Below are 14003 nucleotides of genomic sequence, written 5' to 3' on the forward strand. Positions count from 1 at the left end.
CCACGGGAGACCCGTGAGCCGGTCCGGTGGAACAGGATGCTCAGTTGTCCGACGCGGAGGGCGTCGCCTGCGCTGTCGTGCTGGCGCCGGCGGTCGACGGCTTGACGGCCGTCTTCGTCGGTGCCGCGGCGCTACTGGCCGGCGTGCTCGGCGCCTTCGACGTCTCGTCGGTGGTGGGCTCCGGCGCGGGCGGCGGTGCGGTCGTCGTCGTGGGTGCCGCGGACGACGGCGGCGCCGACGACGGCGGGGCGGACGAGGGTGGCGTGGACGAGGGTGGCGTCGACGACGGCGGGGTCGAGGACGGTGGCGTCGACGACGGCGGGGTCGACGAGGGTGGCGTCGAGGAGGGCGGGGTCGAGGACGGCGCTGTCGTGGTCGGGGTCGCGTTCGGTGCCCGCACCGCGTCGAAGATCCGGGTGGCGCCGAAGAAGCGCGACCACTTGACCTGCCCGATCTTCACCTTGTCACCCGTGGTCGGCGCGTGCACCATCTTGCCGCCGCCGATGTAGATGCCCATGTGGTAGATCGAGCGCCAGTCGCTGGAGTCGCTGGCGAAGAACACCAGGTCGCCCGGGAGCAGCTGGTCGCCGAGGGTGCGCTTGGTCGCCTGGATCGCGTGGGTGCCGTGGTACATGTCGTTGGCGACCCGCGGCACGCGGACCCCGACCTGCCCGTAGGACCAGTAGGCCAGCCCCGAGCAGTCGAAGGTGCTGGGGCCTTCGTCGCCCCACACGTACCAGCTGCCGATCTTGCCGAGGGCGTAGTTCAGCGCCTGGATGGCCTTCGGGTTGGCGACCATGCCGTCGACCGGCACGTTGTCCACGGTGCCGAGGACCTGCTCGGCGGCCGCGTCCTCCGCGGCGATCCGCAGGACCGCCGCCTCGTTGTCGGCCTTGAGCTTCTGGAACTCGGCGTCCTTGATCTTGAAGTCGGAGTCCAGCGGCACGAACGTGCCCTGCGCGGCGAGGTAGGTCGACTGGGCCAGCTCGTACTGCAGCTTGGCGGCCGCCTCCTCCTGCTCGGCGCGCAGCAGGCCACGGGCGTCCTCCTGGCTGCCCGGCTGCTGACCGAGGCCCGGGGCGAGCAGGCCGAACTGGTGCAGGTTGTGGGCATAGCCGTCGAGCGGGCCGAGACCCGTCGCGCGCTTGTAGGCCTCCGCGGCGGCCGAGTCGGCCCGGCTGCGCAGCTCGGTGACCTGGTCGGTGGCCAGCCGCAGCTTGTCCTGGGCGTCGGTGGCCGCGGCCTGCGCGGTCTCCAGGTCGATCTGGGCCTGGAGCCGTTTCTGCCCGAGCGTGCTGACCGTGACCTCGAGGGTGGCGAGCTGGGTGGCGAGCGGGCCGCGCTGCGTCGTGGTGCTCCCGCCGACGGGCACGGGCGTGCCGGTGCCGGTCTGCCCGGGCATGAGGAGCGTGCCGGCCGCGATCGGCCGCGAGCCGGTGTCGGGGATCGCGCCGCCCGGATCGGCGTACGCGGGCCGGGGGACCAGCGAGCACAGCAGCGTGCACACGACCGTGGCGACGAACATCCTGCCGCGCCGGCCGGTCGAGTGCTTCCCGCGCGGTCTGGGGGTCATGGCCGCGACCTGCGCGGATTCCTCTGCTTGTGCAGGTGGGACCCACTCGTCGCCGGGATAGCTCGCCGCTCTCAGTACCAATCCGTCCATGCCACCGTCCCCAGTCGGTCTGCCCGCCATTGGTCGATCAGGATCGATCGATCAGTCGGTCTGCCGCCCGACCGTGTTTCTGCCCACTTTTGTTTACCTCACGGAAGCAATCAGCGTCGAGAGCTGATCAATGTCAGCTTGCTCGCGATGAGGTGAACAGAGAGATGAACACCGCACTGGCGCCCGGGCCTCTTCCCCGCCGGACGGGCCGACGTACGCTGGCCTCGTGGATGCAGGTGTGAAGCGTGAACTCGAGGCCAAGGTCGTCGCCGGCGAGCGGCTGAGCAGGGAAGACGGCATCGCTCTGTATGAGAGCGACGATCTTGTCTGGCTCGGGAAGCTGGCGCACCACAAGCGCACCGAGCTCAACGGCGACCGGGTGATGTTCAACGTCAACCGGCACCTCAACCTGACCAACGTCTGCTCCGCCAGCTGCGCGTACTGCTCGTTCCAGCGCAAGCCGGGTGAGAAGGACGCCTACACGATGCGCATCCACGAGGCGGTCGCCAAGGCCAAGGAGATGGAGGACGAGCAGCTCACCGAGCTGCACATCGTCAACGGCCTGCACCCGACCCTGCCGTGGAAGTACTACCCGAAGGTGCTCCGCGAGTTGAAGGGCGCGCTGCCCGGCGTCAAGCTCAAGGCGTTCACCGCCACCGAGATCCAGTGGTTCGAGAAGATCAGCGGCCTGCCCGCCGACGAGATCTTCGACGAGCTGATCGACGCCGGCCTCGAGTCGCTGACCGGCGGCGGCGCGGAGATCTTCGACTGGGAGGTCCGCCAGCACATCGTCGACCACGCCTGCCACTGGGAGGACTGGTCCCGCATCCACCGCCTCGCCCACAGCAAGGGCCTGCGGACCCCGTCGACGATGCTCTACGGCCACATCGAGGAGCCCCGGCACCGGGTCGACCACGTCATGCGCCTGCGCGAGCTGCAGGACGAGACCGGCGGCTTCACCGTCTTCATCCCGCTGCGCTACCAGCACGACTTCGTCGACTCCGCCGACGGCAAGATCCGCAACAAGCTGCAGGCCCGCACGAAGATGGCCTCGCCCGCGGAGTCGCTCAAGACCTTCGCCGTGTCGCGGCTGATGTTCGACAACGTGCCGCACGTCAAGTGCTTCTGGGTCATGCACGGCCTGTCCGTCGCCCAGCTCTCGCTCAACTTCGGCGTCGACGACCTCGACGGCTCGGTCGTCGAGTACAAGATCACCCACGACGCCGACAGCTACGGCACGCCCAACACGATGCACCGCGAGGACCTGCTCCACCTGATCTGGGACGCCGGCTTCCAGCCCGTCGAGCGCAACACGCGGTATGAGGTCGTCCGGGAGTACGAGAAGCCGACGCCCCTCGCCGCGCGCCGGGCGGAGCCGCAGCAGGTTTGGGCGTAGAACGACACCATGTCCGCTCTGCTGAAGTACTCCCTCGCCCGGCTCGGGCTCTTCGTCCTGGCCGCCGCGGTGATGTTCGCCGTCCCGCTCGACGTCAGCGTGCTGCTGAAGCTGATGATCGCCGTGGTGGTCTCCGCCGCGCTCGCCTTCTTCCTGTTGAAGGGCCTCCGCGAGGAGGCCTCCGTGCAGGCGGTCGGTGCCGCCCAGCGCCGCACGGAAAAGCGCGAACGACTGCGCGCCGCGCTCAACGGGGATGAAGATGGGGGTGAAAGCACCACCAAAGCGGACCAATAGCGCTTAGACCTTGGTTGGTGCAGACCACCCAAGGAGTAGCGATGGCCCGCAAGCTGTCCGTATCACTCTCGCTCGCCGGCGTCGGCCTGCTGCTGCTCGTGGGGGTCAACCCCGCCGGCGCCGCGCCCGCCGAGCGGTCCGGCAGCTACGTGGTGGAGGGGGTCCGTACCCTCGAGGACCGCAACCGGGTGGCCCGCAGCGGCGCCGCGATCGACGGGATCGAGCACGGGCGGGCCGAGATCACCGCCCTGCCGTCCGAGGTGCGCAAGCTGCGCGACCAGGGCTACGCCGTCGCCGAGGTCCGCGCCGAGGACTTCCCCGCCGCCGACTCGGGGTACCACAACTACGCCGAGATGGTCGCGGAGCTGGACAAGGCCGTCGCCGACCACCCGGCGATCGCCCGCAAGATGAGCATCGGCACGTCGTTCCAGGGCCGCGACCTGCCACTGATCAAGATCTCCGACAACGTCGCGGTGGACGAGGACGAGCCGGAGGTCCTCTACGGCGCCCACCAGCACGCCCGCGAGCACCTGACCGTCGAGATGGCGCTGTACCTGGTGAAGCTGTACACCGACGGCTACGGCAAGGATCCCCGCATCACGAAGCTCGTCGACGGCCGCGAGCTGTGGATCGTGCCGGACCTCAACCCCGACGGCGGCGAGTACGACATCGCCACGGGCGGCTACCGCAACTGGCGCAAGAACCGCCAGCCGAACGCCGGGTCCAGCAGCATCGGCACGGACCTCAACCGCAACTGGAGCTACAAGTTCGGGTGCTGCGGGGGATCGTCGGCGAACCCGTCGTCGGAGACCTACCACGGCGACGCGGCGTTCTCCGCGCCCGAGACCCAGCGACTGCGCGACTTCGTGCTCAGCCGGCGGGTCAACGGGGTCCAGCAGATCAAGGCGAGCATCGACTTCCACACGTTCTCGGAGCTGATCCTCTGGCCGTTCGGCTACACGGTCGCCGACACGGTGCCCGGGCTCAGCGCCGACCAGCAGGCGGCGTTCCAGGCTCTCGGCACCGGGATGGCGAAGTCCAACGGCTACACCGCCCAGCAGTCCAGCGACCTCTACATCACCGACGGCTCGGTCATCGACTGGCTGTGGGCGACGCAGGGCATCTTCGCCTACACGTTCGAGATGTACCCAGGGGTCGGCTCCGCCAGCGGCTTCTACCCGCCGGCGAGCGTGATCGCGGCACAGACGGCCCGCAACAAGGAGGCGAGCCTGCAGCTCGCGGAGTACGCCGACTGCGTCTACCGGGTCATCGGCAAGCAGGCGCAGTACTGCGGCGGCGACACCGTCTGGTCGGACGACTTCGAGACCGCCAAGGGCTGGACCACCACCAGCGGCACCGCGACCGCCGGGCTGTGGGAGCGCGGCAACCCCGAGGCGACCACGCAGAACGGCCCGAAGCAGCTCGGCGCCACGGTCAGCGGCGACAACGACCTGGTCACCGGCCGCAGGGCGGGCACCGCGGCCGGCAGCTACGACGTCGACGGCGGCACCACCGGCGTGCGGTCGCCGTCGGTCGCGCTGCCCGCCGCCGGCCCGCTGACGCTGGGCTGGTCGTGGTACTTCGCGCACGCCGCGAACGCGTCGGCCGCCGACCAGTTCAAGGTCAGCGTGGTGCAGAACGGCTCGAAGACCGCGATCTTCACCAGGGCCGGCGCGGCGTCCGACCGTGCCGCGGTGTGGGCCGCGGCCAGCGCCGACCTCACGCCCTACGCCGGCAAGACGATCCAGCTGCTGATCGAGGCCACCGACGCCGCCGGCGCCAGCCTCATCGAGGCCGCCGTCGACGACGTCAAGATCACCCGCGGCTAGCGTTCACTAGAGGCCGCCCGAAAAGCCGTACTCGTCGGAAATCTCGATCAGTGCGAAATGAGCGCCGGCCGGGTCGGCGACGCGGGCATACCAGCCGGCCGACGACACCATCGGCTTGCGGGCGACCGTGCCGCCCAGCTCGGCCACCCGCTCGCACGCCGTGACCGCGTCGTCGACCATGAAGCACACCGTCCAGTGCTCCGGCAGCCCCGCGGGGAACCGGCCGTCGATCGGCAGCAGCCCGCCGACGGCATCGTTGTGGTGGTGCAGCTCGAAGTACGGCTCGGCGTTCTCCGTCCCCACCGCGTGCCACCCGAAGACCTCGCCGTAGAAGGCACCCGTGCGGTCCAGGTCGTGGGCGGCCAGCTCGTACCAGCAGATCGCGCCCGGCTCGAACGACACCTGCGCCCCGCCGAACCTGCTGCGCTGCCACGTGCCGAAGACCGCGCCGCCGGCGTCGGCGAACACGGCGGCCGTGCCCAGGTCCCGCACGCTGGCCGGCGGCACCTTCACGGACCCGCCGGCCCGCTCGACCGCCTCGGCGGTGCGGGCCGGGTCGTCGGTCGAGATCGAGATCAGCCACGCGGGCCGGCCGGCGGTGCGCAGGCCGGCCACGGCGCGGCCGTTGAGCGTGAAGTGCCCGTCGTCGTTGAACTGCCAGCCGAAGAGGCCGCCGTAGAACGCCCGCGCGGCGACCGGGTCGGGGCTGCCGACCTCGGCCCAGCACGGTGTACCCGGCGCGTAACCCCTTACTCGCATTCCGCGTCCTCCCGGTTGTCACACTGTTTCGAGATAGTGACATCCGGGACGTGATCACGACACCCTATCCAACGGTGCAGGAAGCGGACGTTCGTGGAGGACGTCCAGCCGCGACACCGCCCGCGTCAGGACCACGAAGAGCCGGTTCAGCCCGCGCGGCTCGGCCTCGACGATGTCGGCCGGCTCCACGACGATGACGTGGTCGTACTCGAGACCCTTCGCCAGGCTCGCCGGCAGCACCGTGACCCGCTCGTGGCGCACCACGGCGGCGATCGCCGGGACCGCCGCGTCCGCCGCGATCACCCCGATCGACCCCTCGAACGTCAGCGCCTGCCGCACCGCGTCCTGCAACGGCGTCGCGCCGATCGTCAGCGCGCCGTCGGTCCGCAGCGACCGCGCCTCCGGCACGTCGACACCGAGCGCCGGCAGCAGCAGGTTGGCCAGGGCGACCACGGCGGCCGGCACCCGGAACCCCGTCGTCAGCGGCACCACCCGCGCGTCCGGCTTGCCCAGGTGCGCCAGCAGGGTCCGCCACTCCAGCGCCGCCCACGGCGCCGTGCCCTGCGCGAGGTCGCCGAGCAGCGTGATCGACCCGTGCTCGGAGCGCCTGGCGATCACCCGCGCCTGCATCGGCGACAGGTCCTGCGCCTCGTCCACCACGACGTGGCCGAACGAAGGCACCCGGTCGATCAGTCCGGCGGCCTCGTCCACCAGCACCGCATCCGCCGCCGACCAACGGGCGGACCTCGCCGTCTTCGGCGGCCTGGCCCAGGCGATCGCCGCCTGCTCGTGCGGCTCGAGAAGCTCGTCGGCCGGGTCGCTGAGCACCTCGAACACGAGCTGCTCCGGCGTGACCGCCGGCCACGCGTGATCCAGCACCGCGACCACCGGCTGCGACTTACCCATCCGCCGCTGCCAGCCCTCGCTCGGCGAGTCGCCGCGCCGCGCCTCCGACTGCCGCATCAGCAGCGACACGATCCTGGCCCGCACCCGCTCCCGGCCGATCCCGTACGGTGGCGCCTCCCGCCGCACGTCGTCGACCACCCGCCGCAGCGCCTCCGCCGTCACCCGCCACCGGTAGGACCCGTCGGACACCGTCAGCGGCTCCTCCGGCTTCCGGATCTTGCCTTCCAGGCGTCTGCGCAGCACGTCCGCCATCCGCGGGTCGTGCTTCACCCGGGCCGCGGCCTCGTCGTCGTCCGTTTTCGCCGGTGTACCGAGCAGCCCGTCGATCGTGGACTGCTGCACCTCGATCTCGCCGAGCGCCGGCAGCACGCTCGCGATGTAGCCGAGGAACGCGCTGTTCGGCCCCACGATCAGCACCCCGGACCGCTTGAGCCGCTCCCGGTGCAGGTACAGCAGGTACGCCGCCCGGTGCAGCCCCACCGCCGTCTTCCCGGTCCCCGGCGCCCCCTGGACGCAGATCGACTCGTCCAGCTCCGCCCGCACCAGCTCGTCCTGCTCCGGCTGGATCGTCGCGACGATGTCCCGCATCGGCCCGACGCGCGGCCGCTCGATCTCCTCCAGCAGGATCCTGCTGGTGCCGAGCTCCTCGCCGGCTCGCAGGTTCTCGTCCTCGAAGCTGGTCAGCTCGCCCTTGACGAACCCGAACCGCCGCCTTCGGCTGACGTCCTGCGGGTCCTTGACGCTCGCCTGGTAGAACTTCCGGCTGATCGGTGCCCGCCAGTCCAGCACCATCGGCTCCCCGGCGACGTCGGTGACGTGCCGCCGCCCGACGTGGAACTTGTCCTGCTCGATATCCAGCTTCCCGAAGAACAACGGGGTGTCGGGACTGTCCGCCAGCTCGGCGATCCGCCGGGCCAGATGCCGCCCCAGCGTCTCCGCCGCGAACGGGTCCCCGGCCACCTGATCCCCGGTCGAGAACAGATCCTCGGCATGCTCCCGCATCCTGCGGAGCGCCTTGCGCGATGCTTCCAGGTGCGCTCGCTCAGCGGCGAGCTCGTCTTCCAGTGCGGGCACGGTGATTTCCTTCAGGGGAATCTCAGCAGCTGCTCGCTCGCGTATCCGGACCGCATCGACCCGGCGCGTAGGGACGTCCGCTGCGGTGCCTACCTCACCGCGGCCGTCAAGCGGTCCACCACCTTACGCCCCACCCACCACCCCCTCCACCCATTTCCGCCGTCGTGTCGACTCTCCTGCTTCAGACGCGGGCGCCGGCGGTGCGGGCGGCGTGGCGGCAGGACTCGGCGAGGAAGCAGCGGCGGCAGTCCGGGGCGGCCGGGGTGCACGTGTCGTAGGCGACCTGCTGGAGCAGGGGGTGGACGCGCGCCAGGTCCGGGCCGTAGGCGAGGAGGTCCGCGGCGACCCGGCGGCTGCCCGGTTTGGTGAGGCCGCCGTCGTGGTCGGTGAGGCCGAGACGGTACGCGACCCGCATCAGATGCTGGTCGATCGGCACCAGGTCGGGCATGTTGTTGATGATCGTCACGACGAGGGCGGCGGTGTGGGTACCGACGCCGGGCAGCGACAGCAGGTAGTTCAGGGCGAGCGAGCCGGAGCCGGCGATCAGCCGGTCGAACGCCGTCGCGCCGCGCCGGGTGAGGATGGCCGCCGTGGAGTGCAGGCGGGATGCCTTGACCTCGCCGAGCGGCCGGACGAGCTGGGCCAGTCTGGGCAGTGGCAGGGCGGACAGCCGTTGCGGGGTGATGCCACCGCAGGTGGCGGCGAGCCGGGGGAACACCTTCCGCACCGCCTCGGCGGGCCGGCCCTGGGCCAGGACGGCCAGGACGAGCGTCTCGAACGGCGAACCGTTCAGCAGGATCATGCCCTGGTGGTGCCGGCGCAGCGTTCTCAGCGCCGGGTGACCCGCGAGGGCCATGGCGCCGACCTGTTCGCCGTTGCGGAACGTGGCGATCAGCACGTCACGCAGCAGCGCCTCCTCCGCGCTGGTCCGGAAGGTGAACCGCAGCCCGCCGTGATCGGCCTCGACCCGCACCGGGATGCCCCGCCCATTCGGGTGGTAGGTGCGTTGCCATTCGCCGACGCCGGTTCTGTGCCAGGCCAGGGCAGGGATCTGCAGCTTCATGGTGGCCGCGAGATCAGGCGCGGTGTCGCATTCCAGGCGTAGTGCGGTAAGCATCCGTGCACCTCATCGGCAGGGGTCCAGGACGGCGAGGCACGACCGAGATGCCATCGAGTCCGCCCAGCGGCGCTCCACGCGCCGGTGCCGATGCCACTTCGGAGGTGCGCCCTCACGAAGTAGCGCTCTACGTGCCTACCCCGTTACAGATAGGCAGGTCGTGATCGTCGGTGGTCAGCCGAGACACCGAACGATCGGCGCATTTCCCCCAAGAGATGCGGCGGAAGCGCCGCTACGGCAGGGTCCATCGTTGCGCATCGGACTGGTTGCAGGCCGCCATCCGCTGCGGGGCCCTGCTGCTCACGTTGTCCGGGCTCCCGAGGCACAGCCCCGACGCCTGGTTGATCAGCGAGCCCGCGGGTCCGGACCGCCACCGCTGGGCCGCTCCGCCGTCGCAGCCGCGCAGGCGGAGCTGGTCGCCCGACGCCTGCAGGCACCGGCCGAGGGCCCGGATGGTGCCATCCCCCGCCACGGTCCATGCCTGGCCGGCGGCACCGTTGCAGTCCGACCGCCGGACCTTGTCGCCGCCGTCGTCCGGGTCGGCGCTGCCGTCGAGGCACAGCCCGGACGCGCCGGTGATCCGGCCCGTGCGGGACTCCACTCCAGGCGGCGGCGACGCAGCGGGCAGGTCGCTGGGCGCGGGGTCACCGCTCGGCAGGACGGCATCCGCGGGGGCGGGAGACACCCCGGGCAGCGGCGGCTTCCCGGGGACGGACGACGCTCCGGCCGTCCCGGGCACGTCCGACGCCCCGGGCGACGCCGCCTCCGTGCCCGGCGCCGGCAGGGCCGGCGCGGCGGCCGTCCCGAAGAGGCCACCCCTCGGCGCCGCCGTCCCGCCCGGGCTCGCGGCGGGCGCCGCGGGCCGGTCGCCGAGGCTCAGCCCGAGCGCGGTGGCGCCCAGCGCGAGCACCAGCATGCCCGAGCCGACGGCAAGGCGGCGCCAGCGGACCCGCCTGACCGGACGGGCGGCCTGGGTCGGCAGGACGTCGGTGGGCGGCCCCGCGTGTCGGCCGTCGTCCTCGGGCCGGTCGTCGGGCGCCGGTACGTCGTCCACGGGCTCGTCGGCCGCGAGCTGGTCCGCGAGCAGGCGGACGTACGGACGAACCAGCAGCGGCTCGTCGTCGAGTTCCGGCCCGGCCGTGCACGCGGCCGTCATGCTGGGATCGGTCATGCGCCGGCCGCTTCCCTCCACCCAGGGGCCGCCGGTTCAGCCGCGGCCGTCGCCGTCGCGGCCCTCGAACGACATCATGAGCAGCGCCGGGGGTCGCATGACGCCGAACGTAGCGGCCATCGGTGCGTACTGATGAAGTTGCGGAGGGTGATTTACGAAATCACCCTCCGGATTCACCCGTCCCGGGTGGGTGGAACGTCTACCTCTGTCCGGCCGGGGCGCGTCGTGGCCCTGACCGAACGGCCGACCATCAGCGGGCGGCGATGTCCACGGTCGGCGGCTAGAAGTGCTCGCGCAGCTCGGGGAGCAGCTCGAACGCGAGGAACGCGGCACCCGTCGGGTCCAGCAGGAACGCGCCCTGGCCGATGCCCGCGTCCACCGGGCCGGCCATCAGGCGCCCGCCCAGCGACTCGGCGCGCGAGGCGGTCGCGGCGCAGTCGTCGACGAGGATGATCGTGCGCCAGTGCGCGGGGGTCCCCGGCGGGTACAGCGCGCCCATCGGGCTCATGCCGCCGACCACCCGGTTCGTCGCGACCCACTCGTGGTACTCCTGGTTGGCGCCCGCCGAACCGGCGCGCTCGGTCCAGCCGAAGACCTTCCCGTAGAAGCTGACCGCCGTGGGAATGTCGGGGGTGACGACCTCGCTCCAGCAGATCGCGTTCGACTCGTTGACGACCTGCGTGCCGGCGAAGGTCCCGCGCTGCCACGCGCCGAACACCGCGCCGCTCGCGTCGGCGAAGAGGGCGCTGCGCCCGCGCGTCCCGGCCTGCGCCGGCGGGGCGAGCATGCTGCCGCCCGCGTCGGTGACCAGGCCCGCTGTCGCCTCGACGTCCTCGGTCGACACGTAGGTCAGCCACGCCGACGGGCGGCCGGGCGCGGCGGCCAGGCCGGCCACCGCCAGGTCGCGCAGCAGGAACGTGGTGGTCCCGTCGTCGGCGGGCGCCGCCGTCCAGCCGAAGAGCCCGGTGTAGAAGTCGGCGGAGGCCGAAGGGTCGGGGCTGGTCAGCACGGTCCAACACGGCGTAGCAGGGGCGTAACCACGTACTCGCACCAGTCCCCCTCAGTTGAAGATCCCCAACGATAAGAAAAAAGGTCTGACCTTAGATCATCCGAAGGGCCATGAATACCCTGGGTGCGTGGCTGATGAGACCCCGGTGCGAGCGAACATCCGCGACGCCTCGACCATGCGAGCGCTCGCGCACCCGGCGAGGATCGCCATCCTCGACCGGCTCTTCGACGGCGGGGAGCCGGCGACCGCGACGGAGCTCGCCGAGGTCTGCGGCCTGTCACCCAGCGCGACCAGCTACCACCTGCGCGAGCTGGCGAAGGTCAACCTGATCGAGCAGGCGCCGAGCCGCGGCGACGGCCGGGAGCGGGTCTGGCGCAGCCAGCTGCGGGGGCTCAACATCGAGCCCGGCCCGGAGGGCGGCGCGGCGGAGCGGGCCGCGGACCGGGAGCTGTCGCTGATGTTCCTGGAGATCGAGGACGCCCGGGCGCGCGCGTGGCTGGCCCGCCGCGACGAGGAGCCCTACGCGTGGTACACGGCCGCGACCTCGGCCGACATGCAGATCCAGGTCACCGCGCACGAGCTCAAGGCGCTCAACGACGAGGTGTTCGCGCTGTTCGAGCGGTACGCGCGGTCCCGCCGCCCCGACCCGCCGGAGGGCGCCCGCCAGGTGAACGTGACGTACCGGACCTTTCCCCGTAGTTAGGGCAACCATCTGGTGATCACGAGATGTGAAGCATTAACTTCGAAGTATGTCCTTCACATCCGCTCGTGACGTGTACCTGCTCGCGGTCGCGCGAGGCGTCTCGTACCTCGGGGACTTCATGGCCGCCACCGCGATCCTGCTCGCGCTGCAGGACCGCGGCGCGGGCGGATCCGCCGTCGCAGCCGTCCTCATCGCGTCGGTCCTGCCGGTCGTCGCGCTCGCCCCGCTCGTCGGCCGGCTCGTCGACCGGATCGACAGCCGCGTCCTGCTCACCACCGTCGGCCTCGGCCAGGCCGCCTGCTGCGCCGCGATGGCCCTCACCACCAACACCTGGCTGCTGATCACGCTGGTCGCGCTGCTGGCCGCCGGCGTCGCGGTGACCTCACCGACGTTCAACGCCCTGCTGCCCGACTGCGCCGGACCCGACGGCGTCGGCCGGGCGATGGCGATCGGGCAGACCGCCAACTCGGTCGGCTCGCTCGCCGGACCCGCCCTCGCCGGGCTGCTCGTCGGCGCGTTCGGCCTGCGCGTCCCGCTGCTCATCGACGCCGTCACCTACCTGGCCGTCGTCGCCGCTGGGCTCCTGCTGCGCACCCGCCGCACGGCGGCGCCGGCAGAAGCGGCAGGCACTGGTCGTACACCGTGGAAAATCCGCGACGACAAATTCCTGCTCGCATTGACCTGCCTGGTCGGGGCCATCGTGCTCACGATCAACGTCAACATGGTCGTGGGCGTGTTCTTCATCCGGGAGACGCTCGGCGGCAGCCCTGCCGAGTTCGGGCTCGTCGAAGCGGCGTGGACGGCCGGCATGCTGGCCGGAGGATGGCTCGCCGCGTCCCGCGCCCGCGACGACGGCGCACTCGGCCGGGTCCTCGCGCTGATGCACCTGGCGACCGCGCTGGTCGTGCTGCTGTCAGGCTTCGTCACCGCGGTGTTGCTGATGTACCCCCTGTGGCTGCTGGGCGGCGCCGTGAACGGAGCGGAGAACAACTTCCTCGGCGTCATCGCCGCCAGGCGCGTCCCCGCGGCCGTGCGAGGAGCGTTCTTCGCCCGGTTCGGCGCCGTGATCAACGCCGCCAACCTCATCGGCTACGCGGCCGGCGGCGTGCTCGTCGGCCGGTTCGAACCGCGGCAGATCGTCATCGGCTGCGGCATCGCCGGCCTCATCGCCGCCGCGACCCTCGGCAGCTGGATGTGGCGGGTCAGCGCGGCGGCTGGGTCAGCAGCTGCTTCGTCACTTCCCGGCACGTCTTCGTCCCGTAGTCCTTCCCCAGCGTGCTCGGGTAGTGCGCCATGATCCCGATCGTCCACCCGTCGCCGACGGCCATGCACGCGATGTGCCACTGACCGTCGTCCCGGGCGAGCCAGCCGTTCTTGATCGCGGTCGCCTTCTGTACGTCCGCCGGCAGCACCTCGATCGGCCCGAACCGCCCCGGCCCGCGCACGTTGCGCATCTCGTTGAGCAGCCAGCCGGTCCACTTCGGCCCCGCCGCCCGCCCGTCACCGATGCACTTCGCCAGCCGGGCCACGTCACGCGCCGACATCTGCGTCAGGCTCCACGAGTTCTGCGTGCCCTTGGTCTCCGTGAGCCCACAGGTCGTGACCATGCGCTTGATCGAGGTCAGGTTGCCGTTCTGGACGTGGTACTTGAACGTGTTCTCCGTCTCGGAGTCGCGGATCATGCGCGACAGCTCCTGCAGCGCGGCGGCCGCGGGCTGCTTGTTCTGCTCGGCCTGCCGGCGCAGCCAGTCCGCGGCGACCCAGGCCTTCGCCATGCTCGCGGTGTCGCTCGTCGTGTACGGGGTCGACCCGTACATCTTGTCTTCCTTCAGGTCGTAGAACGCCCACGACCAGAAGCCCTTGACGTTCATCGTCACCGGATTGGTCGGCGCGAAGAGCGGGCCGCTGGGGCTCGGGCTCGCTGCCGGACTCGCCGCGGACGCACTCGCCGCGGCTTCCGAGGTCGCTGCGGCGGCCTGCTGGGCGTTTTGCGGCTTTTGCTCCGCGGGTGTGCTGCAGCCCGCCAGCATGATGGCGCAGGTCAGTACTGCGAGGGGGCGTCGCATCCCCAAGAGGGTACGC

At 71.4% G+C, this 14003-nt stretch carries 12 protein-coding genes; 5 read left to right on the forward strand and 7 right to left on the reverse strand.

Annotated features, from left to right (window positions below):
* Positions 1-40: 40 nt before the first annotated feature.
* Entirely contained in the window at positions 41-1573 is a 1533-nt protein-coding gene (locus AB0J72_RS02805) for a C40 family peptidase (protein ID WP_363393677.1), read from the reverse strand.
* Positions 1574-1889: 316 nt separating this feature from the next.
* Between AB0J72_RS02805 and mqnE the strand changes: the two genes are divergently transcribed.
* From mqnE to AB0J72_RS02820, 3 genes are read left to right on the forward strand one after another with little or no spacing between them, the layout of a single operon-like run.
* Complete coding sequence (gene mqnE, locus AB0J72_RS02810) at positions 1890-3059, forward strand: aminofutalosine synthase MqnE (RefSeq protein WP_360566418.1); 1170 nt, start codon at positions 1890-1892, stop codon at positions 3057-3059.
* A gap of 9 nt (positions 3060-3068) precedes the next feature.
* Positions 3069-3353 (forward strand): DUF4229 domain-containing protein, encoded by a 285-nt coding sequence (locus AB0J72_RS02815; RefSeq protein WP_363393679.1) that lies wholly within the window; start codon positions 3069-3071, stop codon positions 3351-3353.
* Positions 3354-3394: 41 nt separating this feature from the next.
* A complete protein-coding gene (locus AB0J72_RS02820; RefSeq protein WP_363393681.1) occupies positions 3395-5182 on the forward strand; it encodes a M14 family metallopeptidase in 1788 nt (595 codons plus the stop codon).
* Between the two features lie 6 nt (positions 5183-5188).
* On the opposite strand, the gene AB0J72_RS02825 is transcribed toward AB0J72_RS02820, so the two are convergent.
* The 5 genes from AB0J72_RS02825 to AB0J72_RS02845 all read right to left on the reverse strand — a co-directional run bounded on the left by AB0J72_RS02825 (position 5189) and on the right by AB0J72_RS02845 (position 11218).
* The gene (locus AB0J72_RS02825) at positions 5189-5941 is read right to left on the reverse strand and encodes a VOC family protein (protein ID WP_363393683.1); all 753 of its coding nucleotides are present in this window, start codon (positions 5939-5941) and stop codon (positions 5189-5191) included.
* Positions 5942-5995: 54 nt separating this feature from the next.
* On the reverse strand, positions 5996-7927 hold the full coding sequence (locus AB0J72_RS02830) for an AAA family ATPase (protein ID WP_363393954.1): 1932 nt from the start codon (positions 7925-7927) through the stop codon (positions 5996-5998).
* A gap of 175 nt (positions 7928-8102) precedes the next feature.
* Complete coding sequence (locus AB0J72_RS02835; protein WP_363393685.1) at positions 8103-9038, reverse strand: hypothetical protein; 936 nt, start codon at positions 9036-9038, stop codon at positions 8103-8105.
* A 232-nt stretch (positions 9039-9270) separates the two neighbouring features.
* A complete protein-coding gene (locus AB0J72_RS02840) occupies positions 9271-10209 on the reverse strand; it encodes a ricin-type beta-trefoil lectin domain protein (RefSeq protein WP_363393687.1) in 939 nt (312 codons plus the stop codon).
* Between the two features lie 280 nt (positions 10210-10489).
* Positions 10490-11218 (reverse strand): VOC family protein, encoded by a 729-nt coding sequence (locus AB0J72_RS02845; protein ID WP_363393689.1) that lies wholly within the window; start codon positions 11216-11218, stop codon positions 10490-10492.
* Positions 11219-11345: 127 nt separating this feature from the next.
* On the opposite strand from AB0J72_RS02845, the gene AB0J72_RS02850 reads away from it, so the two are divergent.
* The gene (locus tag AB0J72_RS02850; protein WP_363393691.1) at positions 11346-11921 is read left to right on the forward strand and encodes a metalloregulator ArsR/SmtB family transcription factor; all 576 of its coding nucleotides are present in this window, start codon (positions 11346-11348) and stop codon (positions 11919-11921) included.
* 46 nt (positions 11922-11967) lie between these two features.
* On the forward strand, positions 11968-13218 hold the full coding sequence (locus tag AB0J72_RS02855) for an MFS transporter (RefSeq protein WP_363393693.1): 1251 nt from the start codon (positions 11968-11970) through the stop codon (positions 13216-13218).
* Here AB0J72_RS02855 and AB0J72_RS02860 read toward each other — a convergent pair.
* The gene (locus tag AB0J72_RS02860; protein ID WP_363393695.1) at positions 13124-13987 is read right to left on the reverse strand and encodes a hypothetical protein; all 864 of its coding nucleotides are present in this window, start codon (positions 13985-13987) and stop codon (positions 13124-13126) included. The genes AB0J72_RS02855 and AB0J72_RS02860 overlap by 95 nt on opposite strands.
* Between the last annotated feature and the right edge of the window lie 16 nt (positions 13988-14003).

Source organism: Dactylosporangium sp. NPDC049742, assembly GCF_040674675.1.
In the GTDB taxonomy this organism is placed as follows: Bacteria; Actinomycetota; Actinomycetes; order Mycobacteriales; family Micromonosporaceae; genus Dactylosporangium; species Dactylosporangium maewongense.

Excerpts from the sequence above, each read along its gene's own strand:
- AB0J72_RS02825 (WP_363393683.1), bottom strand. The coding sequence starts at position 5,941 with ATGCGAGTAAGGGGTTACGCGCCGGGTACACCGTGCTGGGCCGAGGTC.
- AB0J72_RS02855 (WP_363393693.1), top strand. The coding sequence starts at position 11,968 with ATGTCCTTCACATCCGCTCGTGACGTGTACCTGCTCGCGGTCGCGCGA.
- AB0J72_RS02860 (WP_363393695.1), bottom strand. The coding sequence starts at position 13,987 with ATGCGACGCCCCCTCGCAGTACTGACCTGCGCCATCATGCTGGCGGGC.
- AB0J72_RS02805 (WP_363393677.1), bottom strand. The coding sequence starts at position 1,573 with ATGACCCCCAGACCGCGCGGGAAGCACTCGACCGGCCGGCGCGGCAGG.
- AB0J72_RS02840 (WP_363393687.1), bottom strand. The coding sequence starts at position 10,209 with ATGACCGATCCCAGCATGACGGCCGCGTGCACGGCCGGGCCGGAACTC.
- AB0J72_RS02815 (WP_363393679.1), top strand. The coding sequence starts at position 3,069 with ATGTCCGCTCTGCTGAAGTACTCCCTCGCCCGGCTCGGGCTCTTCGTC.
- AB0J72_RS02820 (WP_363393681.1), top strand. The coding sequence starts at position 3,395 with ATGGCCCGCAAGCTGTCCGTATCACTCTCGCTCGCCGGCGTCGGCCTG.
- AB0J72_RS02835 (WP_363393685.1), bottom strand. The coding sequence starts at position 9,038 with ATGCTTACCGCACTACGCCTGGAATGCGACACCGCGCCTGATCTCGCG.